The organism is Limnothrix sp. FACHB-881, assembly GCF_014698135.1.
Lineage (GTDB): Bacteria > Cyanobacteriota > Cyanobacteriia > CACIAM-69d > CACIAM-69d > CACIAM-69d.
Genome location: NZ_JACJSN010000009.1, coordinates 19,072 through 44,824, shown reverse-complemented (window position 1 = coordinate 44,824; position 25,753 = coordinate 19,072). Strand labels below are relative to the sequence as shown.

Here is a 25,753-nt window from a genome sequence, read left to right as displayed (position 1 = left end):
TGCCCATCAAAAACCTCAGATGAGTCTGCGACGTTGCTGTGGCTAATCGCTGTGATCTGATTGTTCGTCTGTGCCGCTATCGTTAAAAACAGACCACACAATCACCCCGAAAGGACAAGTTAAGAAGCCCATGGCCAAAGCAATTTGGAACGGAACCGTGATTGCCGAGAGCGATCGCACCGAAGTTGTGGAAGGAAACCACTATTTCCCGCCCGACGCGATTAAGTCGGACTATTTTCAACCCAGCAGCACCCACACCACCTGCGGCTGGAAAGGTGTTGCCAGCTACTACACGATCGCCGTGGATGGCCAAACCAACCCTGATGCCGCCTGGTACTATCCTGAACCCAAGGATGCTGCCAAGAAAATCGCCGGTTATGTGGCCTTCTGGCGCGGCGTGAAGGTGGAAGCGTAATGATTGGGGGCGATCGCGCGATCGCCCCCACCGCGAAACGGTCGATCGCGTGCATAATCCACAAATAAATCAACGCCTGCGCCGGATATGTCCCCCGAAATTGCCGCCACGATCGAAATTTTGTCCGCCGACGAGTTGCGCCGCACCGTCAACCGGCTTGCGTCCGAAGTGGTTGAGCGATCGGGCGACCTCTCCAAAGTTGTCCTCGTGGGCATCTATACCCGGGGCGTACCCCTGGCCAAACTGCTGGCCCGCCAAATTGAAATGCTCGAAGGCGTAACCGTTCCTGTCGGCGCACTGGACATCACCTTCTATCGCGACGACCTCGACAAAATTGGCCCCCGCACCCCCGAACGCAGCGATATTCCCGTCGATCTCACGGGCAAAATCACTGTTTTGGTGGATGACGTAATCTTCACGGGCCGCACGATTCGCGGAGCCTTAAACGCCACCTTGGATTACGGTCGGCCCGAGTCGATTCGGTTGTTATCTTTGGTCGATCGGGGCCATCGCCAACTGCCCATTCACCCGGACTACACCGGCAAAGTGCTGCCCACCGCCAAGGACGAAAAGGTGAAGGTCTATCTCCAAGAACCTGACGGCCGCGATGCGGTCGAACTCAGCCGCGCTCCTGTTAGTTAGTTTCTAAATCAATTGCCAAATTTCTGGGAGCGATTGGCTCAAGCTTAAATCACGGCTTTGGTGCAAAAAGAGATTTTGCGAGAAGTCACGGTCGATCACTTTGACTTTGAAAACTCCAAAATTTCAACCGGCATTCAGGGGGTATCGCGAATTTTCTTGCCTACTGCTGAAGCGATCGGGACGCTAACGGCCAACGGAACCCGTGATTTTGTGGCGACAACGGCTCTCAATGGCTGTGAACCGAATACCTATAAGCAACAATTTTTGGCAGAAATTTATTATCCCGGCCAGTTTCGATCGCTCACGGCCCAGGACTATGCCAAACTCCAGGGATTCCCAGAAAACTTTATTCTGCATCCCAATAGCAGCATCGCTAAGAAACAATTCGGAAATGTGGTTTCTGTGCCGGTAATCGCTGCGATCGCGCAATCCATCTCGCAATGTCTTTGGTCTTATTTTGAGCTGACCGAATACTAAAAAGACGGGAATGGTTATGGAAAGTTCGCTACTCAAAGCTGCGATTCAACAGGAAATTCAACAAATGATGGATCGTGGTTTGGATAATGCGATCGCCAAAAACCCATTCATTGCGGCGATTAATGCTTATAGATTTGCGCGTGAGTCGATTTTGTTGAATTTTGTTGATCAGATTTCACCATTTTGCTTTTTAGGGTTAGTTTTTAACTGGGATGGATTCTAGGGACTGTTTGACAATGCAAGGTATCATTTTTGACTTTTTGAAAGAATTAAAAATAAAATAAAGATATGACTCTTGGTAAAGAAAGTCACGTGCTATGCTCGTTTTACGTCAATTTTAGAGGAAAAGCGATATCTACCATGGCTTAGTCATAGATCGCCGTCAGAGTATCTAAAAGCATTTCTAGCTTGATTAAGACGGTAAACTGTGGCGGCTGGTGTGGATCTTGCATAACTTTTCGGTGAGGTCAATTGATCAAAGGCCTATCGTGGTGGTCTGGGATCGCTTGGGTTTTTGGTCGGGGTACTTTAGCTGTTAGGAGATGCTGTTTTCGGCTGTGATCCCGATCGCTCCCCTGAGCTGAGAACAAGTTGATAGAACCCGTGGGGAGATGGTCTGATGCAGGATCGGCCAGACCTAAGCTAGTATTCGCGCCAAGCAATGGGCTTTTGCTGTGTTTTGGGGGAGTTTTAAAGCTAATTGGGGGCAAATTTAGCTGCTTTGACCTCCGTTAGCCGGATGCGCTCGATTTTTCTCGCTCAAAAACAAGTCCTGTCATGTCCATTCCGTTTCCTATGCTGACGGTTTCTGAACTGAGGGCGGCTATTATCCGCCAACCATTGGTGGTTGATGCGGCGGCAACGGTCTGGGATGTGGTTTCCCTGATGAGTGGGCTGCCGGCGGCCCAGGCGGATCCACAGAAGGCGGCGATCGGGTCTCGCCCCAGTTGTGTGCTGGTGAGGGTGGACGATCGGGTGGTGGGCATTTTGACGGAGCGAGATTTGGTGCGCTTGAGTGCGCAGCAGTGCCCGCTTGATCGCCCGGTGACCGCCGTGATGACGCGGGAACTGGTGATGCTGCGGGAGAGTGAGTTTACGGATTTGTTTTCCACCATTCATCTGTTGACGAAACATCGAATTCGACATTTGCCGGTGGTGGATGAGGCTGATCGCCTGTTGGGGCTAATTACCCAGGAAAGTTTGCGCCAGTTGGCCCGCCCGATCGACCTGTTGCGGTTGCGCCAAGTCCAGGAAGTGATGAGCCGATCGATTGTGGTGACCAGCTCTCACGCCTCTTTGTTGGAATTGGCGCAATTAATGAGTGAGAACCAAGTGAGTTGCGTGGTGTTGGTGGATCCGGCCCACGCAGAGATCGGGGCGATCGATGATCCAGCGGCGAAATCAGAGAGCGATCTTGAGGGTGATCTTGAGGGCGATCTTGCTGCTGCCTCATCTCTACAACCGATGGGTGGGCCGCCCGTGGGCCTGGTGACCGAGCGGGATATGGTGCAATTTCAGGCCCTGGGGTTGCCCTTGGATCAAACCAGTGCCCATCTCGTGATGAGCAGCCCGGTGTTTAGCGTCAGTCCCCACACCAGCCTGTGGGAGGCGCAACAGTTAATGGCCGATCGCTGGATTCGGCGATTGGTGATCACTAATGACCAGGGGCAATTGCTGGGCATCCTCAGCCAAACGCGCCTGCTACAGGCCTTGAATCCGCTGGAAATCTACAACTTGGCGACGGTGCTGGAAACCCAGGTGTCGCAGTTGGAGCAAGAACGATTGGCGCTGCTGGAAAGCCGAGCGCAGGAACTGGAGCGGCAGGTGGCCGAGCGCACCGCCCAACTGCGGCAACAGGCGGAACGGGAAGCGCTGTTGCGGGAAGTGGCCACGCAAATTCACAACGCTCTGGATTTGCACACCATTTTGGAAACGACGGTGCAGCAAGTGCAGCGGCTGCTGAACTGTGCGCGGGTGATTGTCTATCAATTTGAGGGCGATTGCAGCGGCGTAACGATCGCGGAGGCTTTGGCGGATCCGAGTGATCGCGGTCAGTCCCTGTTGGGGCGACGGGTTCAGGATGCCTGTTTGGGGTCGGCTTTTCTGGATCCCTTTCGGCGGGGCCAAGTGCGGGTGCTGGAGGATGTCACCACTGCGCCGTTGTCAGACTGCCACCGAGATTTGCTGCTCGGCCTCCAGATGCGGGCCCAACTGATTTTGCCCTTGCTGGTGGGCGATCGCCTGTGGGGGTTGATGGTGGCCAGTGAGCACGATCGCCCGCGACTTTGGCAGGCGGTGGAAATTGACTTGCTGCAAGCCTTGGGGGTGCAGGTGGGCATTGCCCTCAAGCAGGCCACATCCCATGCTGCCTTGGCCTCGGAGTTGGAAGAGCGTCGCCGGGCCGAGGCGGCCTTGCGGGAAGCGGAAGCACACCAACGGGCCCTAGTCAGTGCGCTGCCGGATTTGTTAGTGCGGCTGAATGCTGAAGGGATTTTTCTGGAATTTGTCGCCAACCCTGAGTTCGATCGGGTTGGCGATTTAAGTAGTTGGGTCGGTAAGCATGTGTCGGAATTGCTGCCGCCGGTGGCCGCCCAAAAGCGGATGAAAGCCATTCAGCGAGCCTTGGCCACCAAAACCGTGCAGTTCTATGAGCAAAATCTGTCCACCCATGAGGTGTTGCGAATTGAGGAAGTGCGGGTGGTTCCTTACCGCGATGACGAGGTGTTGGTTTTGGTGCGCAACATCAGCGATCGCAAACAAGTGGAATGGCAACTGCGGGACTTGAATCAGTCCTTGGAGCGGAAGGTGGCCAAGCGCACCACCACGCTGCAAATTCGGGAAGCCCAGATTCGGGCAATGGTGGCGGCCATTCCCGATCGCCTGCTGCGGGTGACCCCTCGGGGCCAATGTTTGGACTACAGCACCCTCACCCAGGCGAAACATCCCTGGGGCCGCTTCCGCGCTGAGGCGACTGGCGATTCGTTGGAGGCAGCGGACACCCCAACCCTCTCCCAGTTGACCGATTGGGTGGCGGCGGATCAGTTGGAGGCGGTGTTGGAGGCGGTGAACCAGACGATCGAAACCGGCCAACTGCAAGTCATTGAACAGCGGCGGATCCTGGGCGATCGGGTTCTGGATGAGGAATTGCGGATTGTGGGCAGTGATGCGGATGCGGCCCTGGTGATGGTGCGGGATGTGACCGAGCGCAAGGCCGCCGAAGCCCAACTACAGGAACGGGAGGCTCGCTATCGTGGCTTGATGGCGGGGGCAAGTGACGCGATCGTGGTGGCCAACCTCCAAGGGGAAATCCTGGAAGTGAATCGCAAGGCGGAGGAACTGTTTGGCTATGACCGCGCCCAACTGATCCAGATGCACCAATCCCAGATGCACCCGATCGATTGCCAGGAGGAGATGGTGCAGGCCTTCCAATCGGTGATTACGGATGGTTCCTGCCAGCTCACCAATGGTCAAATTCAGCGGGCCGATGGGCAAGCAATTCCGGTGGAAATTACCGGCTCGATCGTGCAGGTGGGCCAAACCCAACTGGTGCAAGGCATCTTTCGGGATATTCGCGATCGCAAAAATGCCGAACGCCAATTGGCCGACCTGTCCCAACGACTCACCCTTGCCCTGGAGTCTGGCGCGATCGGTTGTTGGCAATGGAATATTCAAACCAACACCCTGGTTTGGGATGAGCGGATGTATAGCCTGTATGGGGTTGCGCCCGTGGAACCCGGCCAGGAACAGCGCCTGCCCTACGACATTTGGGCCAGTTCCGTCCATCCGGATGATCGACCGGCCACCGAACAGTTACTCTATGCCGCCACACGCGGCGAAGCCCGTTACGACACCGAATTTCGAGTCATGCTTGCCGATGGCACAGTCCGCCACATCAAGGCCTATGGCGAGCTGCTTTGTGATGCCCAGGGTCAGCCCCAAAGCATGATTGGCGTGAACTATGACATCAGCGATCGCAAACAGGCCGAGGCGGCCCTGCGGCAAAGCGAAGAGAAATTCCGCCGTGTGTTTGACTCCAACGTGGTGGGCACTATTTTCACCAACTTTGAGGGGCTGATTGTTGATGCCAACGACTGCTTCTTGGAAATGCTGGGCTACGATCGCCTGGACTTGCAAGCCGGGCGCTTAAACTGGGCCGAACTCACACCGCCCGAATATCGAGCGCAAGACATCGCGGCCATTGAACACCTGCGGCAACACGAAGCGATCGCCCCTTGGGAAAAGGCCTACGTGCATCGAAATGGCCATTGGGTGTGGGTGCTGATTGGCGTGGCTATGATTGCCCCCGAAACCGGTAGCTGTGTTTGCGTGGTGGTGGACATCAGCGATCGCAAACGCTCCGAAGAAGCTCTGCGCGAGAGCGAAGAAAAATTCCGCCAATTGGCCGAAGCTGTGGATTCGGTATTTTGGATTTTGGATCTCAATCGCACCAATCGGATCTACGTCAGCCCCGCCTACGAGCGGATTTGGGGCAGACCCAGCGAAGAACTCTATATCACCCCCGACAGTTGGGCCACCAGCATTCACCCCCTGGATCACGATCGGGTCTTGACCGCCCTTCCCAAACAGTTATTGGGCGAATTTGACGAGGAATATCGGATCCTGCGGCCCGATGGCGAACAGCGTTGGATTCGCGATCGGGCATTCCCCATTTGCAACGCCCAAGGAGAGGTTTATCGCCTCGCGGGCATTGCCGAAGACATCACCCCCCTCAAGCAAGCAGAACTGGAGCGAGAACGGCTGCTTCAGGAATTGGCCGCCTTTAAGCTGGCGCTTGATGCCTCCGCGATCGTGGTGATTACCGATGCCCAAGGGGTCATGACCTATGTCAACGATCGATTTCTCGCGGTTTCCGGCTACAGCCGCGAGGAATTGATTGGCAAAACCCATCGACTCGTGAAGTCTGGCCACCATCCCGCCTCCTTCTTTAAGGACTTGTGGGACACCATTTTGGCGGGGCAAATTTGGCGCGGGGAAATTTGCAACCGCGCGAAAGATGGTCGGCTCTATTGGGTAGACAGCACGATCGTGCCGTTTCTTGATCGCGCAGGACAACCGATTCGATTTTTGGCCGTTCGTTTTGACATCACCCCGCGCAAACGAGCAGAAATTGACCTCAAAAATAGCAACTTCCTGCTTTCCACCATCAGCCAAGCCCAAACGGAATTTATTACGGCTGCCAATCGATTAACAATCTTTGAAGGCCTTCTGAATGGCTTATTAGAACTGACCGAAAGTGAATATGGCTTTATCGGAGAAGCGCTATTTCGAGGCGATGGCAGTGCCGCGATCGAAGAAGGCTTTCTCAAAATTAAAGGCGTTCCCTACCTGCAATCCCACAGCGTCACCAACATTGCTTGGGATGCAAATACGCAAAAGTTCTATGAAGATAACTATGAAACGGGAATGCAATTTACCAACATGAACACGCTCTTTGGCGCTGTGATCATGACCGGTAAACCCGTGATTGCCAACAGTCCCAGCACCGACCCGCGCAGTGGCGGCACACCACCCGGCCACCCTCCCTTACAGGCATTTTTGGGCATTCCATTCTATCAAGGCAATCAATTGGTGGGGATGATTGGAATTGCCAACCGGCCCGGCGGTTATGAGTCGAGCATGGTGGGCTACCTAGAGCCATTTTTGGTCACCTGTAGCACCCTAATTGAGGGCTATCGGGTCGATCGCCAGCGCCGCCAAGCCGAAGAACAACTACAGCGCACCAATGATGAATTAATTCGGGCGACTCGCCTGAAAGATGAGTTTTTGGCCAACATGAGCCATGAATTACGCACGCCCTTGAATGCCATTTTGGGCATGACCGAAGGGTTGCAGGAACAGGTTTTTGGCTCGATTAATGATAGTCAGCTCAAAGCCTTGGGGACGATCGAGCGTACCGGCTCCCATTTGCTCTCTCTGATTAATGACATTTTGGATGTGGCCAAAATTGAATCGGGGCAATTGGAATTGGATCAAGCGCCCACGGCGATCGTGCCTCTGTGCCAATCTAGTTTGACTTTCATTAAACAACAGGCCCTGAAGAAACATATTCAGGTAGATACTCAAATTCCCAGTCAGTTGCCCCACGCATTGTTAGATGAACGGCGAATGCGGCAAGTGCTGATTAATTTGCTGAATAATGCCGTGAAGTTCACGCCGGAAAATGGGCGTGTGACGCTGTTGGTTTCCCTGGAAAATTACGCCGTTCAAGAATCGCAGCCGTCTCAATCTTGGCTGCGGTTTTCTATTATCGATACGGGAATTGGGATTGCCCCGAATCAGTTAGATCGGCTGTTCCGTCCCTTTGTGCAAATTGATAGTGCGCTGAATCGCCAATACGAAGGAACGGGGCTGGGTTTGGCCCTGGTGAAGCGGATTGTGGAACTCCACGGCGGCCGGGTGGGGGTCACGAGCAAGGTGGGGAGTGGCAGTTGCTTCACGGTCGATTTGCCCTACCATCCTGGTCGCACGATCGCGGACGCTAGTGATGATCAATCATCGGCCAATTTGGATTCATCGCTGGTGATTGAATCAACGGATGGGGGCCGATCGCCCTGCATTTTGTTGGCGGAAGATCAAGAGGCCAACATCAACACGATCGTGAGTTATTTAACGGCCAAAGGATATCGGGTGATTCTGGCCAAAAATGGTGCAGAGGCGATTGCTCAAGTGCAACAATCGCAGCCCGATTTGGTGTTAATGGATGTGCAAATGCCGGGGATGGATGGCCTGGAGGCGATGCAATTACTGCGGCAAGATGTGCAATACGCTAACTTGCCGATCGTGGCCCTCACGGCGCTCGCTATGGAGGGCGATCGCGATCGCTGCTTGGCGGCCGGAGCCAATGAGTATTTAACGAAACCGGTGCGCCTGCGCCAGTTGGTGACCACGATTCAAAACCTGCTGCCCCAGTTTCCGAGCTAGGTGGCTTCGTCCCGGCCAAGGCTGGCTGCCTAGCGCACCACCGCCTGCTGGCGATCGAGCTGAATCAAGGTTTGGTTACCCCGCATCAACCGATAGGAAGCGGTCCAAGTGCCTGGCATTAGGGGCGATCGCCGAGTGCCCTTGCCCACGTAGGTAATCCACTGTTTTTGATCTTGGTCGATCGGCCGCTGATAGTCCGTGACGATCGAACCATCGGGGGCCAACAGCTTGAAATATTCCACATCCCCCTTTTGCACCCCAAAGGCATGAACCCAAAAGGTGAGCGCCTCCGCTTGGCCGGGAATTTGGTTGCTTTGGAACTCGCCGCGCCACAGCTCATCCTCCACCGGTTGCTTGGGGGCAAAGCCGCTGCGAATTAGCCCCGTGGCCACATAGTTGCGCGCCCCGTCATTCCAAACCGTGTTGGTGTTGTTGCCCGTCGCGCAGCCCGCAATCCGATCGCCCCCCAACAGCGGATCCACTTCCTTGCCATCCTTGCGCACCGTTACATGCACATGGGGAAAGGTGGTCATGCCCGATAGACCCACCAGACCCAGGGGATTGCCCGCCTGAACCCGATCGCCAATTTTGACCCGAACGCTGCCCTGTTTCATGTGGCAATACTGGGTTTGCCAGCCGTTGCCATGGTCTAGCATTACGCCGTTGCCGCACTCAATGCCCGCCACGGTCGATCGCGCTTCCGGGGAAGTGAGCCGTCGATCGGGCACACCATCCCGCATGGCCGACACCGTGCCCGCCGCCGTGGCCACCACCGGTACGGCCGTTTGCGGAGTCCAGAAGGGAATTGCAAAATCCGTGCCGTTGTGACCGTCATAGGTCAAGTGCCGACACATGGAATCCCGCTCGCCCGTGCTGGGGTCGTGGTCGGGATAGAGCATCACAAAACAATCTTTGCCCAGTTGGCAATCGATCGGGCGGCGCAACAGGGCGGTGGCCGTTCTCTGGGCCAAGTGACCATCGAGCGATCGCTCCGGAGCCGGAATGCTGATGACACCGCCGGCCGGCGCGATCGTGGACGAGTCGGCCGCTTGGGCCAACGCGGGGGAATCTGAAGGGGCCGATTGCCCGATCGGGCCCTTCAGACCCACCCAAGTCAACCCCGCGCCGATCAAGATCAAGGAGCCGATCCTTAGGGGCCATGCAAACATGTCACTCACCGTTATTGTTCAGAAAAACCAGAGTCGATCGCCAAAGAGCTGCCCTGCCCTAACCTTCCGAGGATGCTGTGGTCATCAGGAGACTGCTCCATAGACCCGACAGACCCGACAAAAATAGACCCGACCAAGACTGAGATGGCGATTCCTCAGGCTTAGACCCCCCATGGCCCATTTTGGTTGCAACTTTTCGGCCGGTTGCTTGTTCAGTTTGTCTTGCTTCCGCGTTGTGAATCCTAAGCCTTGTGCCAAACGGGCGATCGAGCAAGGTAACCGCCTAACCCCCCGTCCCAAACCGGTTCGTTCTCGGGTTTGAGACCTCAGGCGGTTCCGTGATCATCCCATCCTATTCAGGATTAGTCATAATTTGTGAGCTTCTAGCAAGTCCCGGAATGCGTCATTCGGGCTTGCAATAATCCCCCGTGGGCACGGCCCGCTCGATCGTGTAGGCCGCACCGGGCACAAGGATAAATTCGCTGGCTCCCACTTCGCTGTTGGGGTTGCCCCAATCGTAGGTGTAGCCCAAGCCGGTGAAAGGTTGCAGATTAGTGCGAATGCTGCGGTAATACAGCCCCTTGAAGAAGGTTTGATAGTTGGCAATGCCCGATCGGGGGGTGATGCCCGCCACCTTTGGCAAGTCCGCCGCTAGGGATTGGGGAAAATCCGCTTGGCACTGGCGATCGCTCACTTCCGGATCCGCACAGGGGCGAAACAAATCCCGCACATCCACCCACATTTCCACAAACACGTCATAGTTCCAGGCCGGATCCAAGCCCAAATATTGCTGGAGCCGCAGTTTCAAATCCGCTTCAGTGGCGTTGGGATTCTGTTGGCGATATTGCCGACAAAGCTGTTGCACCTGGGGAGCCGCCGTGACCCAAATCAGTTGGTTTTCGTTGCTGGAACTGTTGGTGGCGGGTTTGATGAAGCGATCGAACGAGCTTTGACTCTTCCAGGTCACCATCAACAATCGCTGGCGATCGGGATGCCAAACCAAATTCGGATTATCCGGCGTGAGGGGAATCAGCTCCGAAACCTGCTCGGTGGGTTCCGCCACCGCCGCATCCCGAATTGCCTCGTTGTAGCGTTCCTTGGGGGATGGGGTCGCCTGCACCGCATCGGGGCCGATCGACAACGTGCAAACCAAACCCAGCGCTGCCCCAAGGAGGCGTTGGGAAATTTGAGAGATTGAAACAGTCGAAAACATGGCTGTAAGGGGGTCTTCAACCTTGGTCAATCGCCATCCTAACCAGACTCCTTGGGGTTGAGGGCTAGGGGTAAAAGCATTGGATCAAGCGTTGAATGCAGAGCAATCGCCCGATCGCCCCAATTTCTGAGGATTTTGCGAATTCTATAGATTTGTTGGTTTGATTAGATTTGTTGCAATTTACCTTGACCCTCGTTCACCAGAATTGACAAAAACCTTAGAACATTCGTGGTAACAAAAGGTTTAAACCCCTTGTTCAGGATTGGGCAGTGAGTGGCTTAATCATTTGCTGAATCATTCGCGGCCATTAATTTTGGACACTGGGCATGGTTTGGCCCCGCTGTTCTGCGCTTGGAGCGACGTGGCTATTTTTAGGAAATTTGTGGATGACTACGCCTACCTGCCGCCTCAATTTAGAAACTGGCTCCGTTGCTTTTGGTTATGCACCCGCTGCGGCCCGGCAATTACAAACGGAATTGAAGGGGTTGATCGATCGAATCAAGGCCGCCACTCAGGTGACTCCCGGCGATCGCCCCACGCCCCAAGCCAATTTGGACTATCAACATGCGGGAGAGGTGTTTTTGGAGGTGTTTTGTAACCCCAATATTTGGCCATCGCCCTTTGCGGCGAAGGTGCTGTTGACCGTGCGGGACGATCGGATTCGGCTCAGCTTGGAAACGGCGCTCGATCGCCTGATGTCTGACCTGAATGATTACCTAGAGCAGGTTTAAGGCGCGTCCATCTGTTCAACTGGCTTTTCAATGGGCGGTGGAAAAGGCTGCTGCACAAATTCCATCAGAATGTCCGTGCAGCGGGCGATCGCCTTGAGGTGGGCAATCTCGTAACCGTGGGTGTTTTGGGTGGGGAAGCCCAAGCAGGCGGCCCGGGGCACATGGCCAAATTTCATGGCGATCGAACCATCGCTGCCAAATCCGCTGATCACGGCGTATTGAATGGGTAAGTGCAATCGCTCGGCCGCCGCCTGTAGTGCTTGGTTTAGGTCTTCGTCATACAGTCCATAGGCATCCTGGGACAGCAACACCGGCACGGGCCCCGGGGCGATCGGGTATTCCGGGGCGATCGGGGCAATTTCCAACGCAATCAGGGCCGCCAGCTTCTGTTGTTGCGCAAAGTACATGGCCCCTAAGGCTCCCACCTCTTCCTTGGCGGAAGCAACCAGATATAGATCCATGGCCGGCGGCTCCTCCTGGGCCAATAGCCGTTCTGCCAAATCCAGCAAAATTGCCACGGAAGCTTTGTTATCTAAGGTGTAGCTGGCGATTTGGTTCGGGCCCAGGCGCAACGGTTGTTTGCGGTGTTTGCTCACCACGGCGCGGCTGCCGGGCCGAATGCCCGCTGCGGCCAACTCAGCAGGGATCCGACCCGTTTCCACCCAAGCCCGCTCCCAGGTCAGGGGCTGGTTGTCCTGCAAATTCCGCTGGGGGGACTCGTGGGACACATGGCGCGATCCAAAACTGAGTACGCCGGTGATGGTTTGGCGATCGCCCAACAGATCGATCGCCCCTTCGCCATAGACCCAAGGGAAAGCCCCGCCCAGCTTGCGCAACTGCACCCGCCCATCGGACTCAACACCTTTGACAATCGCGCCGATCTCATCCTTGTGGGCCGTGATGGCGATCGGCTTGGCGGTGCGATCGCGCCCGGGAATCACAAAAATCAAATTACCGGCCTCGTCTTGATTCCAGGTCAACCCCAGAGCCTGGGCACGAGCGATTAACCAGCGATCGACCTCCTGTTCGGCCCCGCTGGGCGAATGACACATCACTAGGGCGCTGATGGTTGCAAAAAGTTCGTCATACATGGCGAGATCACGGGTCTGGGATGGTGGTGGAACTGGGTGGCAGGGCCTCGATCGCGATCAACAATCCAAGAATCCAAATCATTTCTTACAAGGTTTGATTGAATACAAGGTTTGATTGAACAAAACTTGACTTACATCACTTTCTTGACTTGCAGAACCTTAATGATTGACTTGCAGAATTTTAACGATCGCCCTCCGTAGCCCGGCGCGCCTGTTCCCAAGCAATCCAAGCCGCTCGGTGAATATCCAGCCAAGAAATGGCCCGATCGCGTGCCAAAGCGGCCACATCCTCAAATTCTGGATGAACATTTTGAACCGTTTTGCGGGTTTCGTCTTGCCAAGCCACCTTCACCCGCACGGGGCCATAGTCCGTGTCCACCACTTCCAAATGGCGCGGCAAAACACGGCGCTGTTGAAACGATCGCCGAATCCCGATCGTGGTGGTTTCTTGAAACAACACATCCTCACAGGCGGTGAACCGATCCAGGGGCGTAATTACCGTGATGGCCACGCCGGATCGCGATTTCTTCATGGTCACGGGCTGCACAAAGGCATCCAGGGCCCCCACCTGCAACAACCGCTCGATCGCGTAGGCGATCGCCTGGGGGCTGCAATCATCAATTTGGGTTTCCAACACCGCCACCGTTTCCAGGTCAGGATCATGAGGACTGGCTAGGCTCTCCGGCCCCGGCAAAGCTGGGCCGGATTGACCCGATCGAGACTGCCCTGATGGCAATGGTTGGGCCGCCTGGGCAGACCACTCGGGCCGATCGCCCGGAGCCGGAGACTGCGGGCCCCGATCGCTCCGAGGCGGGGGCACAATCGGCGGGGGCAAAGGGGCCGATCGCACCAACGGAGCCGACAAACCGGCGGGCGCTGCCAACTCTCCCAACCACAGCCGCATAATGTTGGGCAATGGGAGCGATCGCTGGCCCGCGCCCAACCCCACCCGCTGAAGGGTCATGGCCGGCGGCGACCCGAACCCCTGGGCCAATCCCACGGCGATCGCGGCTCCCGTGGGGGTCACCAATTCCCGATCGATTCCGTTGGCATAAACCGGCACTTGTCCCATTTCAAACAGCTTCAACACCGCCGGAGCCGGCACGGGCAATCGCCCATGGGCTGCCCAAACCGTGCCGCCGCCCGTGGGCAAAGCGGAACAGAAAATCCGCTCAACCCCCAGCCAATCCAGCCCCAAACAGGTTCCCACCACGTCCACGATCGCATCGATCGCCCCCACCTCGTGGAACTGCACCTGTTCTGGCGCAATGCCATGAACAGCCCCTTCCGCTTGGGCCAACTGCCAAAAGATCGATCGACTCCATTGCACCACCCGATCGGGTAGCGACGAACTCAGAAGCATGGCCTCAATGTCTGGCCAACGGCGGCTGTGGTGATGGGTGTGATGGTTGTGGGGATCGTGGTGATGATGGTGATCGGGGCTATGGTCGTGATCATCGTGCTTGTGATGTTCATGCCCATGATCATGATGCTCGTGCTCGTGATGCCCATGATCATGATGCTCATGCCCGTGCTCATGATGCTTGCGCCCGTAATGCTCGTGCCCGTGATCTCCCAGAGCTTCAGGTGAGCGGGCAGATGGTTCAGCCCCTTCCCCCGGCTCATCCATGGGATCTTCCACCTGAAAGGAACCGCCGCGCGATCGCCACTCCACGATCGCTTTCAAGGCTCGCTGGCCGTTGTGGTGCATGGTTTGGCTGCTGAGGCGATATTCCTCGGCAATTCCCAGGCGATCGAGCTGCGATCGCACATAATCCAAGGGCACACCCACATCCAGCAGCGCCCCCAAACACATATCCCCCGCCAGCCCCGTTGGGCAATCAAAATAGGCCACCTTCATTTGTTTTGCCCTCCGCCCAAGTCTGAAAAATCTATCCCGCCATCTTGTCGGCCAGCGCTTTGGCAATTCGTTCGGGAACCGGTCGATCGTTGGTCTTGATGATTGGTCTTGATGATCTGTTGATTGAGGTCTTGAGATCTTGGATGAAATCTTGAGAGATGAAATCTTGAGATCTGTTGGTTGGTTAATCGTTCAAGAACTGAGCATGCTCGTGAATTTTGTGTGCCCGCGAATGCACTGATTATGAATCAGCGTTGATCTGACCGTGTGGCCGCATCAGTGCCGCATCAGTTCGATCGATGGGCCCCTTGGTTGTGTTGGGGTCAGTCCATGGGGGTTCATCATAGGTTTCTTCCGGCTCCTGGTGATTGAGGGTTAATCAACAGTGAACTCAATGCATCTAGAAAATTGCCACATTACACCCCGTATAAACACTGAGTTAAAAATGCACCAGTGTTTTCAAAAAATGTCGAAATTGTCTGAATTTTGGTCGATTTTGAGAGTGAGATTGCTGATCCCGATTCAGTGATGATTGATGCACCGTCAGGGCCAACAATGAGCCACAATAAACAACAGGTCATGCTATGGCGTGACTAGACCCGATCGCCCCCCAATCCCGACTGATCAGCGGGCGATCGACCCGAAGACTTCTCGCAATCTCAATCCTGAAGTCTTCTCATGCCCTTTCCCAGCGTGACTTTCCCAGCGTGAAGGCCACCAGGGCGATTTCCCCAGGGCGGATCAATCACACCATCGCATTCTCTCAACGCCACCTCGGCCCAGTTGACCTCAACCACCCAACTGGCTCAACGCACTCAAGGACATCGACGAGGAAACGACCATGACGAACGCCTCCCGTCCCCCGGTTCCCCCGCCGCCGCCGCCACCACCGCCTCGGGTGGCCCCGCCGCCGCCGCCGCCGGTTGCTGGTCGTCCTCCGTCGCCTCCCCCGATCGGGAACAACGAGCAAACCCTCCCGATCAACATGGCCCCGCCGCGTGTGGCCCCACCGCCGGCCCCCACGGCTCCGCCGCCGCGTGTGGCCCCGCCGCCACCGGCCGCCAACACGGTCACCACCCCCGCGCCACCGTCCACCGTGGTGCAGTCAGGGCCCCCCAGCGCTCCGGTGGCGGCCCAAGTGGTCGCTCCTCCTGCGAAGCGCAAGCCCTCTCCCGGTCAGCCGACGATGATTGACATCGTGAAGCGGGCAGACGAAGAAGGCTGCTCCGATATTCACTTGGGAGTGAACGAAGTGCCCCGTTTCCGGAAGCGCGGTGACATCGTGCCTCTGGACTATCCCACCACCGACCTCGACACCTTCATGAGTTGGTTGGGGGAAATCATGAGCGAAGAAGATATCGCCTTCTTCCAAGAAAATTTGGACTATGACGGAGCTGCCGATCTGGGCTTTGTGCGGATTCGGATTAGCTGCTTTGATTCATTGGCGGGCCCGGCCATGGTGTTGCGGCTGATTGGGGCCACCATTCTGAGCATGGAGCAGCTTAATTTGCCGCCCGTGTTCCGGGATGTTTGCCACTACCACAAGGGCTTGATTTTGGTGACGGGGCCCACAGGTTCCGGGAAGTCCACCACCATGGCCGCCATGTTCGACTACATCAACAAGAGCATGGCGAAGCACATCATCACGATCGAGGATCCGGTGGAGTTTGTGCATGTCAGCCAAAAATCCCTGATCAAGCACCGGGAAGTGGGGCGGCACACGCGGCAATTTTTCAACGCCCTGAAGGGGGCCCTGCGCCAAGACCCGGACATCATGTTGGTGGGGGAAATTCGGGATGCGGAAACGATGAAAATCGCTCTGAAGGCAGCCTCAACGGGTCACTTGGTTTGTGGAACCCTGCACACCAACAGCGCCATCAAGACGATCGAGCGGGTGTTGGGGATGTTTCCCCCCAATGAGCACGCGGCCCTGCGGGTGAGCTTGGCCGAATCGTTGGTGGCGATCATTGCCCAAGGCTTGTGCAAAACCACCGACGGGAAACGAGCGGCCTACCATGACATCTTGATCGCCACGGATGCGATTAAGGAATACATCATCAAGGGCGAGATGGAGGAGATTAACCAGGTGATGCTGAAGTCAGAGTTTGACGGCATGATCACCATGAATAAGGCGCTGTTTAATCTCTACCAAGAGGGCCGCATCACGGAGGAAGTGGCGCTGGAAAACTCGCCCACACCGAACGAAATGGCCCAATTCCTGCGCGGTCGGGTGTAGGTTGTGCGTTTGAGGGGCAAGGGGCTTCAGCCCCTTGTCTCCGATGGCCTCCGATTCGGGCCTAGACGTTTTTCAGGGCTTCGGGTTGGGTTTGCAACCCGTGATCGACCCCGTGGCGTTGCAAGATGGTTTTAATTTCTTGGGCGATCGGGATGGGCTGTTCCACCATGCCCATATGTCCACAATCGGGAATTTCCCGCAGGTTTTCGCCCGACATGTCAAACAGTGGATGGAAGCTGGCCAAGTGGCGCACATAGCGCGGCTCCATCACAGAATCTTGGTTTCCGGCAATGAAGTAGGCCGGCTGGGTGAGCTGGGCCACCACCTGGGGCAAGCGATGAACTTCCGCTTCGGTGGTGGACTCCAACAGAGTCCAGAGGGCCGCCTCGGGATGGGCGGTCACAAAGTCGATCAGTCGCTGCCGACCCCATTGGCGGTCTACGGGGCGGGCCACGCTGTCGCGGCTGAAGACCCAATCGAGACCCGGAAAGGCCCGCAACCATTGGGGCCGAAATTGCACCAAGCGCTGGCCAACGGCCCGAAAGCGCTCAAATTCTTCTTTGAGATAAATGCCGCCACCGGAGTTGAGGCAAATGACCCCTTGAATCCGATCGGGAAATTTGTGGGCGCTCCACAGGGCGATCGCTCCGCCGAGGGAGTGACCCACAATCCAGGCGGTCTCAATTCCCAAATGCTCAAGCAGCCGATTTAAATCTTCGGCGTAGGCTGCCGGGGCGTAGTTTTGGTAACGCTCGCGCGGCGTTGAAAATTGCTGGGGTTGGGTGGGTTGGGATGCCCCAAAACCGCGCAGGTCATAGGACAAACAGGGGATATGGGGCTGGAATTGGTCAATGAGGGGCTGCCAATAGTGGCGGCTGAGCAGCCAACCATGGACAAAGACCAAAGCCCAGCGGGTGGGGCGATCGGGATCGAGCCGGTAACTGTGGGGAACGCCGCGAATGGTGATGGTTGCCATACTCCGATCCTATCAGGAACAGCCCGATCCCTGGATCGGTTTGGAAGCGCAAGGGAAGTGGTTTCCCAACAAAAGACTTGAGAAGCTGAAATGGTTTGGTAGTGGTGTTTTTCAGGGTTTTAGCCTTTGACGGTTCCGGATTTTGGCTGCCCTGCCCGAAAGAGAAAAAGTCTCGATCGATCCCCACGGCCCCCGGCCCAGCAAGACAGCGAATCGAGGCTAATCGCTCGATGCGCCCCTCGAAATTGGCTCCGAGCAGGGCGATCGATCACGATCCACCTCGATTCGCCTCGATCCACCGCGACCACGGCAATCAACGCAATAACAATCAACAAACCAGAATCAACAAACCAGAATCAGCAAACCAGAATCAACAAAACAGCGACGGGTCATCAGCAATGGCCACTGGCCACTGGCAACCGGCAATTAACAACTGCAAAAGCCAATCATCGCCATAACGCATTGGGGGAGTCATTCTCAGCAGTTCTGATCTGGTTTTGTTCTCTCAGAACTGTCGCCCCAAAACCACACTCCACCACACCCAATTCAGAATTACTGGATACCAGACTGAACTGGCTCAACGAACCGCAAACATGCTTTAGCTAATTCTGACCAATGCTGATTGGTGGAGGGTTGAAAATTCCGTTTTTGATGGAATCAAATTCTCGGAATTTGCATAACAAAATCCTAGAAAGAAAACGGAATCAACCCCCCAATTACAGGCTGCATCAAACGATCCTTAGCTCATAGGAGCGGCGAACACATACCGCACAAAATCACGGCGGCCGCTGCCCCGGTGCGAGTTCCGAGTGCGGCGCACCACAGTGGGTGCAGCCTCTACGGACAGTTCTTGATGATTGATCATTTGGGTTTCGGAAACCAAGGGAGTCATTGCGCCCGCCGGCAGCGATGGCGCAACCGCTAGGCACAAACCGAGCAGCATCGAAGCAGAAGGGAACAGGCGCATAGGAAGAAATCCATCTCGAACGTTGCTGCTCCTTCCTTCTGAAAAAAATCAACGGAATCAGGAAAACGAATCAACATTTTTAGTAAGAATTTTGATGTCTTTCTCCGGAACTAATTCCCTTTACGGTTTAGTGCCAATTCCTTAACTGTCCCTGAATTTTTGATGATAATTAGCTAATTAGAATCTCTTCGTTCGGGGGGCCGGAAAACCGGATTTTGGGGAGAAATTGGGGTCAAAATTGCGATCGCCACGGCATCAGTGCTGGTTGAATGGAGAATTGACGAACGCCAAGGAAGATTCACCGTTGTCTGGATTGGCCAATTCACAAACCGACCTACGGGCAAACTCGCTGGTCAGCACGATCGAGGCAATTTTGTACCTCAAGGGACAGCCCCTCAGTTTGGCGGAGATTGCCGACTGTGCCGGTTGTGCGCGAGATCTGGCCCACGAGGCCTTGCTGGACTTGATGAACGACTATGCCCAGCGGGACACGGCGTTGGAGGTGGTGGAACTGCGCAAGGGCTGCTACACGTTGCAATTGCGCGATCGATTCCAGTCCCTGGTGGAGCGGCTGATTCCGGCGGACTTGGGAGTGGCGGCGTTGCGAACGTTGGCGGTCATTGCCCTCAAGGGGCCGCTGCCGATGGCGGATTTGGTCGATTTACGCGGCTCCGGAGCCTATCAACATGTCCAGGAGCTGGTGGAGCGAGATTTTGTGAAAAAACGGCGCTATGGGCGATCGTCCATGGTGCAGGTGAGCGAAAAGTTCCACCGCTACTTTCAGTTGGATGTGGAAAATCAGAATTCTGCCCAGTTGGAGTTGGCGCTCAATCAGTTGCGATCGAGCCTGCCGCCGGATGAGGATGCGGCCGAAGACCCGGAAGATCTAGAGGATCCAGAAGACCTCGATCGGGATTCGGTTGATCCAGATCTGGACTGAGAATCTGGGCTAGGAATCTGGGCTGGGAATTTTAGGGTAATGATTTTGAGGAAATTCTTGAGCCGATCGGGAGTGTGCGTCTCTTGAAATATTTGTGGCATCAGTGGTTAGCTGCCGCCTCAGAGCGGCCAGACCTGCGGGCCCCGATCGCGGTGGTCTTGGGGGCCATTCCCGGCGCATTGGGGCGTTATTATCTGTCGCTGCTTTGTGCGCGGCTGTGGGGCACGGGTTGGCCGATCGGCACGTTTTTGGTGAATTTGTCTGGGGCGGTGTTGATGGGGCTGTTTGTGGGGTGGATGACGGATCGATCGCCCCTGTATCCCGAATTGCGGCTGTTGTTTGCCGTGGGATTCTTAGGCTCCTACACCACCTTTTCTAGCTACATCCTGGATGCGTCAAATCTGGCGCGATCGGGCGCTTGGGCCATGAGCTTGGCCTATGGTTTTGGCAGCTTTGCCCTCGGTTGGTTGGGTTTGGAATTGGGGCGTTGGCTGATTGACCGTTGGCGCTAGGTGACTTGCCCAATGACTTGCCCAATGTTGCCAACCGGTTTGATGTGGCTCGTTAGATGCATCGTAAAGAAAATTTTACAAACAATGAGCAAAAACTCTTCTGGTCTCCACCTTCTGAAATCGGTGATTGCGTGGGGAGCAATGGCAAGTGCAGCCGTGAATTGCCCATGACATTCCAGCCATAATTCAGGCTGCGAAACCCAAATTTCCCCTAGGCGAATCTGCTTTGCAATCCCCATCGTGCTGAATGGCCGCCCTCGTAGTGACCGTTGGGAAAAGCCTTGGGGATCGATCGAGATCAATCGGGATCGATCGGAATTGATTGGGATCGCCATCGTTTGGCGGGTGGTTACAAATGGCTGCTTTGTAATTGTTTCGTTGCAACTCCCGGTATTCCGCAAGAGCAAGACTCTCATGGATTGCTATGTTCGATCCCTGGATTTATGAACCTAGTTGAAATAACGTCAACTTCTGTTGACTTCCCTAGACGCTGACTCAGAACCGGTTTATCTTCAAATCAAGGTACGAAAGAAGCAAGAAACGCTTCTCTCCAAGGACAGTTCCCGGTGCGTACCTCCTGCCGGAGACTGGCACGACTTCCTCTTCTGTGTTGCATCCGAAGCTTGTTGTTCAAGTAGCGTTTGCGCCATGCGGCGATCGAACCGGTAGCTGTTGATAAAACTAGCTCATTCGGGAGGTCATGAATCGTGAGGTTCGCACCACAGGCGCTGCTAACAAAGCAGTCTGAATCGACTGAAGTGATGCCCGATCGACTGAAGTTGTGTATCGTTGTCCACCCGATTGATTAGCTGTTGAGAGTAAAACCTGTTGAGTGATTCCTGTCTTCAAATAGCCAGCGAAAGCAAAAAGGTCTAGTCCGCGTCTGGGCTAGACCTTTTGAATTTTGAAGCTTGAGCTTTTAGGCTTGAATTTTGAGGTTTGAGTGTTTAGCGTTAAGTGCTTAGCGTTAAGTGTTTAAAGTGTTGAGCATTGAGCTGCTAAGTTTGGATTCCTGATTCAAGATTGGGAGCGATCGAGCCGTTTTGCAATCCAGCGGCCAATCCCATTTAAAATTGCACCCGCCATCAGAATGCCCAAGGCCGGCTGCCATAGGGGTTGCCACAGGGAGTACCACAGATCAAACCCGAAGGGCTTGTGGAGACTGCGACCAACCACGGCGATCGCCAGCCAAGCAAAGCTCAAAAACACCAAAAACAGATTGGCCATCAGCGCGCGATCGGCCCACAGCCAAAATTTAGTTTGCCAATTGGGGGAAGAAGAGGGAGCGGTCATCGGTCTTAGGTTCGCTGGTGCGGTTTTTGTGGTGATCCTGTGGCGTTAATTGCGTTAATTAGGAGTTGTATCATGCTCCGTTTCCCAATCGCCCTTTCCCTTGCAAAACCCAACATTTAACCCCGCTGAGCAACCGACTGGTCAACCGGCCGAGGCAACCGATCGCCCGATCGAGCCAGCCGCGCCCCACCTGGAAACCCTGGCCATTCATGCGGGCCGCGCACCCGACCCCGCCACGGGAGCGATCGCCCCGCCGCTATATCTCACCAGCACCTTCGAGCGATCGGCCGATGGTTCCTATCCCCAAGGCTATCTCTACAGCCGGTTAGATCATCCCAACCGTCGATCGCTCGAAACCTGTTTGGCCGCCCTCGAAGGCGGCGCAGTGGCGGCGGCCTTCAGCTCCGGCGCAGCGGCCATGATGGCAGCGCTGCAAGCCCTCGGGCCCGGGCAGTTGGTGGCCCCGCGCGACCTCTATCGCGGCACGGCCCAATTGATGGAACAGGTGTTGCAGCCCTGGGGCTTAGCGGTGGTTTGGGTCGACGCCACGGATTTGGCACAGGTGGCCGCCGCCCTCACGCCCGAAACTCGCGCCGTTTGGGTGGAAACGCCTTCCAATCCGTTGCTGAAGCTGTCGGATATTCGGGCGATCGCCCAGTTAGCCCAAGCCGCCGGGGCCCTTTGCATTTGCGACAACACTTGGGCCACTCCCCTGTTGCAACGGCCCCTGGAATTGGGAGCCGATTGGGTTGTCCATTCCACCACCAAATATCTCGGGGGCCATAGCGACGTAACCGGCGGGGTGGTCATTGCTCGCGAACTGACCCCCGCCTTTGAGCGGGTGCAACAGGTGCAGCGGCTGGGCGGATCCGGATTAGCTCCCTTTGACTGCTGGCTGACCCTGCGCAGCGTGGCCACGTTGCCGGTGCGGATGGCGGCCCACTGTGCCAATGGGCGGCAGGTGGCGGCCTGGTTGCGATCGCACCCGGCGATCGAGGCGGTTCACTATCCTGGCTTGCCAGATCATCCCCAAGCGGCCTTGGCCCGATCGCAAATGAAGGACTTTGGGGGCATGGTGTCGGTGCAAGTGCGGGGCGATCGCCCGGAAGCCCTGGCCGTTGCCGCCGCCCTCCAGATTTTCACCCGGGGTACAAGTCTCGGCGGCGTGGAAAGTTTAATTGAGCACCGCGCCTCGATCGAGGGGCCCGGAACCACCACCCCAGAAAACCTGCTGCGTCTCTCGATCGGCCTTGAGCACCCAGACGATTTATTAGCCGATTTGGCGCAGGCCTTGGCAAAAGTGTACGGACTCGGAGCGCAATCGCACGTATCCCCCATTGTTGATCCCCGAGTATGATAAAACCGTCCTGAAAGCAGCCATGGCGATGCCCTCGTGATTCCCTCCCAAGACCAGGATTGGACATCTGATAACGGGTTTGATGATGTATATCGTCAGGCCTGTGGTGGCAGCATTGCCGCGATCGTCCAGATCCTGAATCAAAAGTTGGCTTCCGACCAAATTCGCACCCGCGCCATCATTGCGGGTGGTAGCTTGCAGTTGCTGTGTGAAGCCCCCACAGCGGAAAACCTCGATCGCGACCACACGGTCGAGCGGGTACGCGCCATCTTGGAACAAGTGGCCCCCCGAGGAATTCGCAAAGTCACCCTCTATGCCCGTCTTGTGCAAGAGCAGCAGCTTTTGTGGCTAGAGGCGATTCAGCGAGAGCCGGAGGATCTGTTGTGGTCAGAGCCGATGATTTTGAAGCGATCGCACTGGTTCCGGTGGGCTTTTCGCAATCTCACCTCCCGCCAACGAGACCTCAACCTACCCACCCTTGGATCCACCTTGCCCGCCAAGGCCGCCCGCACCCAATTTTGGGTCGGAGCCGCCGGGGGAGCGATCTTGAGTGTCTTTTTGCTGGGGCTAGTGGCCTGGAATTTGAAATGGATCACCATTGGCAACCCGCCGGCCACCCCCATCGCCAGCACCACCAATGATCCCTTCGTGAAGGCTGTTCGCTTGGCGGAAACGGCTGCTCTTGGGGGGCAAACGGCCAAAACGCGCCAACAGTGGCTAGAACTGGCGACCCAGTGGCAAGCCGCCGCCGACTTGATGGAGCAGGTGACCCCAGACGATCGCCGGGCCGCCACCGCGCGCGATCGGGCCCAACGCTACCGCCAAAACAGCCAACAGGCCCGCCAACAGGCCGAGTTAGCCCCCCCTGCCTTGCCCTAACTTTTGCCTTGGCTCTTCTGTTGCAAAATCCTGAAACTAAGGGTCAATTAATGTTGACCTGATGTTTGGGAGTGGCAGTCATCATCCGGCTAGGCGACGATGGCAATGTAGTGCAAAATTCCTAGAATTGTGGGGATTTGGTCGAGGTAGTAGGACTCCCGATCGATGGCAATCAAGTAATGGTCGTTAGGTGTCCGCATGAGTTGTAGGAAACGCCAAATTTCCCCGGTGGTTACGCAGCCGAAAAGGGGCAAGGGTAATCTTGATTCCTGATCTGGGCGATCGATATCTGGGTGATTGATATTTGGGGGATTAATTATTGACGACAACCAGTGGGAATTAAATTTCTGATTGAATTGGTATGCTCCCCAAACTTGTGCTGAACATTGGGCCAGAGCTGATTCTAATTCTCCCCGCTTCGCTTCCACAATCGTGCAAATGGGGGCTTGTAGCTCAACATCTAGGGGCGATCGGGCGACAATAAAATCACATTCTCCATTTAGCCCTTGATCAGGTTGAATGGTTAATTCAAAACCAGAAAAAATAGAAACTTGTCGGTGGGTTTGTTCCCGCAGCTCCAATAAAATTGGAGAAATTAACCGCTCCGATCGCTCCTTTTCGGTGAGGAGAGTTGTACTTTGGGCAATTTCCAAGGTTCTGAGCAACCAAGAAGACGGCTCGATCGCGGTGGTCTTGGCTCCCAAGGATAAGGACTGCAATGCCTGACCAAGACCAAATTGGCTTTGTAGTTGACGAAAGCTAAATGATCGATCGGACATGTGTTCCTAACTCCTGACTGATTCGTGGGAGAGCGCGATCGCTAGGTATAGAATGGTGGCGACTGTCAAGCTTGCCATTGTTGACTACAAATTGTTGACCGTGAAAAGTTGACTACGAAAAGTTGACTACGAAAAGTTGACTACGAAAAGTTGACCACAAAACTCAAAACCTGATCGCCCCGGCCAAATTGCTCCTATGCCTATTCGGCACTTTTCCGCGCGATTGAGTGCAATTTCAATGTTTATTGATCGCGCCTTCAAAGTTGACGATGCCAACATCAACAGCGTAAACCGTGCCTACACCCCTGAAGAATGGCAGCGCTTCGGAGCCGCCGAACATGATCGCGCCACAGGTTTACTGTTAGATTACGAAGGCATTGTCCTACGAGCCGCCTTAAGTGAATTAAATTCCGTGGTGGAGTATGAGTTGAAGTGGGTTGTGAGGTCAATTTATCAAAAAAAATATGGCTCCCATCGCGACTATCGCCGCAAACTTTCCCACAAAACGATCGCGGAAATCTATCGAATTATTGAACGTGAATTTCAGGTCGAAATAGAAACATTGCCAGGGTTTCAGGATGTGGAAGCCATGCGCAAAGTGGTGAATGCTTATAAGCATGATGATGGCTATAGCGGTCAATATCAACCGTTCTTAACCATTTCCATTGAAAAGAAATACGAATTAGATATCCAAATGGTTCGGGACTATCTGCAAGCCGTTGAAGTATTTTTGCAAGCCCTGCCCGGTGAACGATTGCAATTGGGGCAAGATGTGCGGATTAAACCCATTCGGAATCCGGCGGGCTTTGGGGAATAGTTGGTTTGGTTTGCGGCTGGCGTGGTGAATTGGTGACCCTAGCCAGCCATGAAAACCAGTCATGAAAACCAGTCACTAAAACCAGAAGTGACGACAAATCATCAATCGGAGAGCACGATCGATCACCGTCCACTCCCCGCGATCCCACAGATGAGGTCTCCCTCAACGTCCCCAATCAGGTGGGAACCAGTTCGCCGGGTCGCAGCCGGGCCCAACGGCCTTGGTCAGCCGTGAAGCTTTGGCAACCCACCACATCCCACTCCATTTCAATCTCGTTGTCGCGCGGTCGGATGTTGACATTAATGCTGGGTTCGATCGGCTCAAAATCTGGGGAATCCGTCAAATGTGCCTGTTGGTGTTGGGCTTCAACCGCGTGGTAAGTCGTGCAGCGATCAATATGGAGGCAGTTGACACAAATGCACATGGCTTGGGCACTCCTTGGCTATTCAAACAAGG

At 55.4% G+C, this 25,753-nt stretch carries 21 protein-coding genes; 12 read left to right on the top strand and 9 right to left on the bottom strand.

Annotation, left to right across the window (positions count from 1 at the left end):
* The first annotated feature begins 130 nt into the window (after positions 1-130).
* The 5 genes from H6G52_RS10370 to H6G52_RS10350 all read left to right on the top strand — a co-directional run bounded on the left by H6G52_RS10370 (position 131) and on the right by H6G52_RS10350 (position 8,476).
* Complete coding sequence (locus H6G52_RS10370; protein ID WP_190528114.1) at positions 131-415, top strand: DUF427 domain-containing protein; 285 nt, start codon at positions 131-133, stop codon at positions 413-415.
* Positions 416-502: 87 nt separating this feature from the next.
* Positions 503-1,057, top strand: coding sequence for a bifunctional pyr operon transcriptional regulator/uracil phosphoribosyltransferase PyrR (pyrR, locus tag H6G52_RS10365; RefSeq protein WP_190528112.1), 555 nt, complete (start codon positions 503-505; stop codon positions 1,055-1,057).
* Positions 1,058-1,117: 60 nt separating this feature from the next.
* Complete coding sequence (locus tag H6G52_RS10360) at positions 1,118-1,534, top strand: DNA cytosine methyltransferase (RefSeq protein WP_190528110.1); 417 nt, start codon at positions 1,118-1,120, stop codon at positions 1,532-1,534.
* Between the two features lie 16 nt (positions 1,535-1,550).
* Positions 1,551-1,757, top strand: a complete 207-nt coding sequence (locus H6G52_RS10355) for a hypothetical protein (protein WP_190528108.1) — start codon at positions 1,551-1,553, stop codon at positions 1,755-1,757.
* A gap of 572 nt (positions 1,758-2,329) precedes the next feature.
* Entirely contained in the window at positions 2,330-8,476 is a 6,147-nt protein-coding gene (locus H6G52_RS10350; protein ID WP_190528106.1) for a PAS domain S-box protein, read from the top strand.
* A 29-nt stretch (positions 8,477-8,505) separates the two neighbouring features.
* Here the strand turns inward: H6G52_RS10350 and H6G52_RS10345 are convergent, their stop codons facing one another.
* Together H6G52_RS10345 and H6G52_RS10340 are read right to left on the bottom strand one after the other, a co-directional pair.
* The gene (locus tag H6G52_RS10345; RefSeq protein WP_242026319.1) at positions 8,506-9,645 is read right to left on the bottom strand and encodes a M23 family metallopeptidase; all 1,140 of its coding nucleotides are present in this window, start codon (positions 9,643-9,645) and stop codon (positions 8,506-8,508) included.
* Between the two features lie 403 nt (positions 9,646-10,048).
* Complete coding sequence (locus H6G52_RS10340) at positions 10,049-10,858, bottom strand: hypothetical protein (RefSeq protein ID WP_099534924.1); 810 nt, start codon at positions 10,856-10,858, stop codon at positions 10,049-10,051.
* 386 nt (positions 10,859-11,244) lie between these two features.
* Here H6G52_RS10340 and H6G52_RS10335 point away from each other — a divergent pair, with 386 nt between their 5' ends.
* Positions 11,245-11,589 carry a hypothetical protein gene (locus tag H6G52_RS10335; RefSeq protein ID WP_099534925.1) on the top strand — a complete coding sequence of 115 codons (345 nt, stop codon included), beginning with the start codon at positions 11,245-11,247 and terminating at the stop codon, positions 11,587-11,589.
* Here the strand turns inward: H6G52_RS10335 and H6G52_RS10330 are convergent.
* Both H6G52_RS10330 and larC read right to left on the bottom strand, forming a co-directional pair.
* On the bottom strand, positions 11,586-12,680 hold the full coding sequence (locus H6G52_RS10330; RefSeq protein ID WP_190528102.1) for a M42 family metallopeptidase: 1,095 nt from the start codon (positions 12,678-12,680) through the stop codon (positions 11,586-11,588). The genes H6G52_RS10335 and H6G52_RS10330 overlap by 4 nt on opposite strands.
* A 181-nt stretch (positions 12,681-12,861) precedes the next feature.
* Positions 12,862-14,541, bottom strand: a complete 1,680-nt coding sequence (gene larC, locus H6G52_RS10325; protein WP_190528100.1) for a nickel pincer cofactor biosynthesis protein LarC — start codon at positions 14,539-14,541, stop codon at positions 12,862-12,864.
* Positions 14,542-15,382: 841 nt separating this feature from the next.
* Between larC and H6G52_RS10320 the strand changes: the two genes are divergently transcribed.
* Positions 15,383-16,777 carry a type IV pilus twitching motility protein PilT gene (locus tag H6G52_RS10320; RefSeq protein WP_190356114.1) on the top strand — a complete coding sequence of 465 codons (1,395 nt, stop codon included), beginning with the start codon at positions 15,383-15,385 and terminating at the stop codon, positions 16,775-16,777.
* A 61-nt stretch (positions 16,778-16,838) separates the two neighbouring features.
* Here the strand turns inward: H6G52_RS10320 and H6G52_RS10315 are convergent, their stop codons facing one another.
* Both H6G52_RS10315 and H6G52_RS10310 read right to left on the bottom strand, forming a co-directional pair.
* On the bottom strand, positions 16,839-17,753 hold the full coding sequence (locus H6G52_RS10315) for an alpha/beta fold hydrolase (protein WP_099534261.1): 915 nt from the start codon (positions 17,751-17,753) through the stop codon (positions 16,839-16,841).
* A gap of 739 nt (positions 17,754-18,492) precedes the next feature.
* Complete coding sequence (locus H6G52_RS10310; protein WP_143473102.1) at positions 18,493-18,720, bottom strand: hypothetical protein; 228 nt, start codon at positions 18,718-18,720, stop codon at positions 18,493-18,495.
* Between the two features lie 313 nt (positions 18,721-19,033).
* Between H6G52_RS10310 and scpB the strand changes: the two genes are divergently transcribed.
* Positions 19,034-19,660 (top strand): SMC-Scp complex subunit ScpB, encoded by a 627-nt coding sequence (gene scpB / locus H6G52_RS10305; RefSeq protein ID WP_199291656.1) that lies wholly within the window; start codon positions 19,034-19,036, stop codon positions 19,658-19,660.
* Between the two features lie 74 nt (positions 19,661-19,734).
* Positions 19,735-20,172, top strand: coding sequence for a fluoride efflux transporter CrcB (gene crcB, locus H6G52_RS10300; protein WP_347278358.1), 438 nt, complete (start codon positions 19,735-19,737; stop codon positions 20,170-20,172).
* A 1,017-nt stretch (positions 20,173-21,189) separates the two neighbouring features.
* Here crcB and H6G52_RS10295 read toward each other — a convergent pair.
* Positions 21,190-21,465, bottom strand: a complete 276-nt coding sequence (locus H6G52_RS10295; protein WP_242026316.1) for a hypothetical protein — start codon at positions 21,463-21,465, stop codon at positions 21,190-21,192.
* Positions 21,466-21,634: 169 nt separating this feature from the next.
* On the opposite strand from H6G52_RS10295, the gene H6G52_RS10290 reads away from it, so the two are divergent.
* Positions 21,635-22,822, top strand: a complete 1,188-nt coding sequence (locus tag H6G52_RS10290; protein WP_190528244.1) for a PLP-dependent transferase — start codon at positions 21,635-21,637, stop codon at positions 22,820-22,822.
* A gap of 36 nt (positions 22,823-22,858) precedes the next feature.
* Positions 22,859-23,701 carry a hypothetical protein gene (locus tag H6G52_RS10285; RefSeq protein ID WP_199312321.1) on the top strand — a complete coding sequence of 281 codons (843 nt, stop codon included), beginning with the start codon at positions 22,859-22,861 and terminating at the stop codon, positions 23,699-23,701.
* An 89-nt stretch (positions 23,702-23,790) separates the two neighbouring features.
* Here H6G52_RS10285 and H6G52_RS10280 read toward each other — a convergent pair whose 3' ends face one another.
* The gene (locus H6G52_RS10280; protein WP_190528097.1) at positions 23,791-24,480 is read right to left on the bottom strand and encodes a hypothetical protein; all 690 of its coding nucleotides are present in this window, start codon (positions 24,478-24,480) and stop codon (positions 23,791-23,793) included.
* 238 nt (positions 24,481-24,718) lie between these two features.
* On the opposite strand from H6G52_RS10280, the gene H6G52_RS10275 reads away from it, so the two are divergent.
* Positions 24,719-25,297 carry a hypothetical protein gene (locus H6G52_RS10275; protein ID WP_099534256.1) on the top strand — a complete coding sequence of 193 codons (579 nt, stop codon included), beginning with the start codon at positions 24,719-24,721 and terminating at the stop codon, positions 25,295-25,297.
* A gap of 175 nt (positions 25,298-25,472) precedes the next feature.
* Here H6G52_RS10275 and H6G52_RS10270 read toward each other — a convergent pair whose 3' ends face one another.
* The gene (locus H6G52_RS10270) at positions 25,473-25,721 is read right to left on the bottom strand and encodes a Ycf34 family protein (RefSeq protein ID WP_099534255.1); all 249 of its coding nucleotides are present in this window, start codon (positions 25,719-25,721) and stop codon (positions 25,473-25,475) included.
* Between the last annotated feature and the right edge of the window lie 32 nt (positions 25,722-25,753).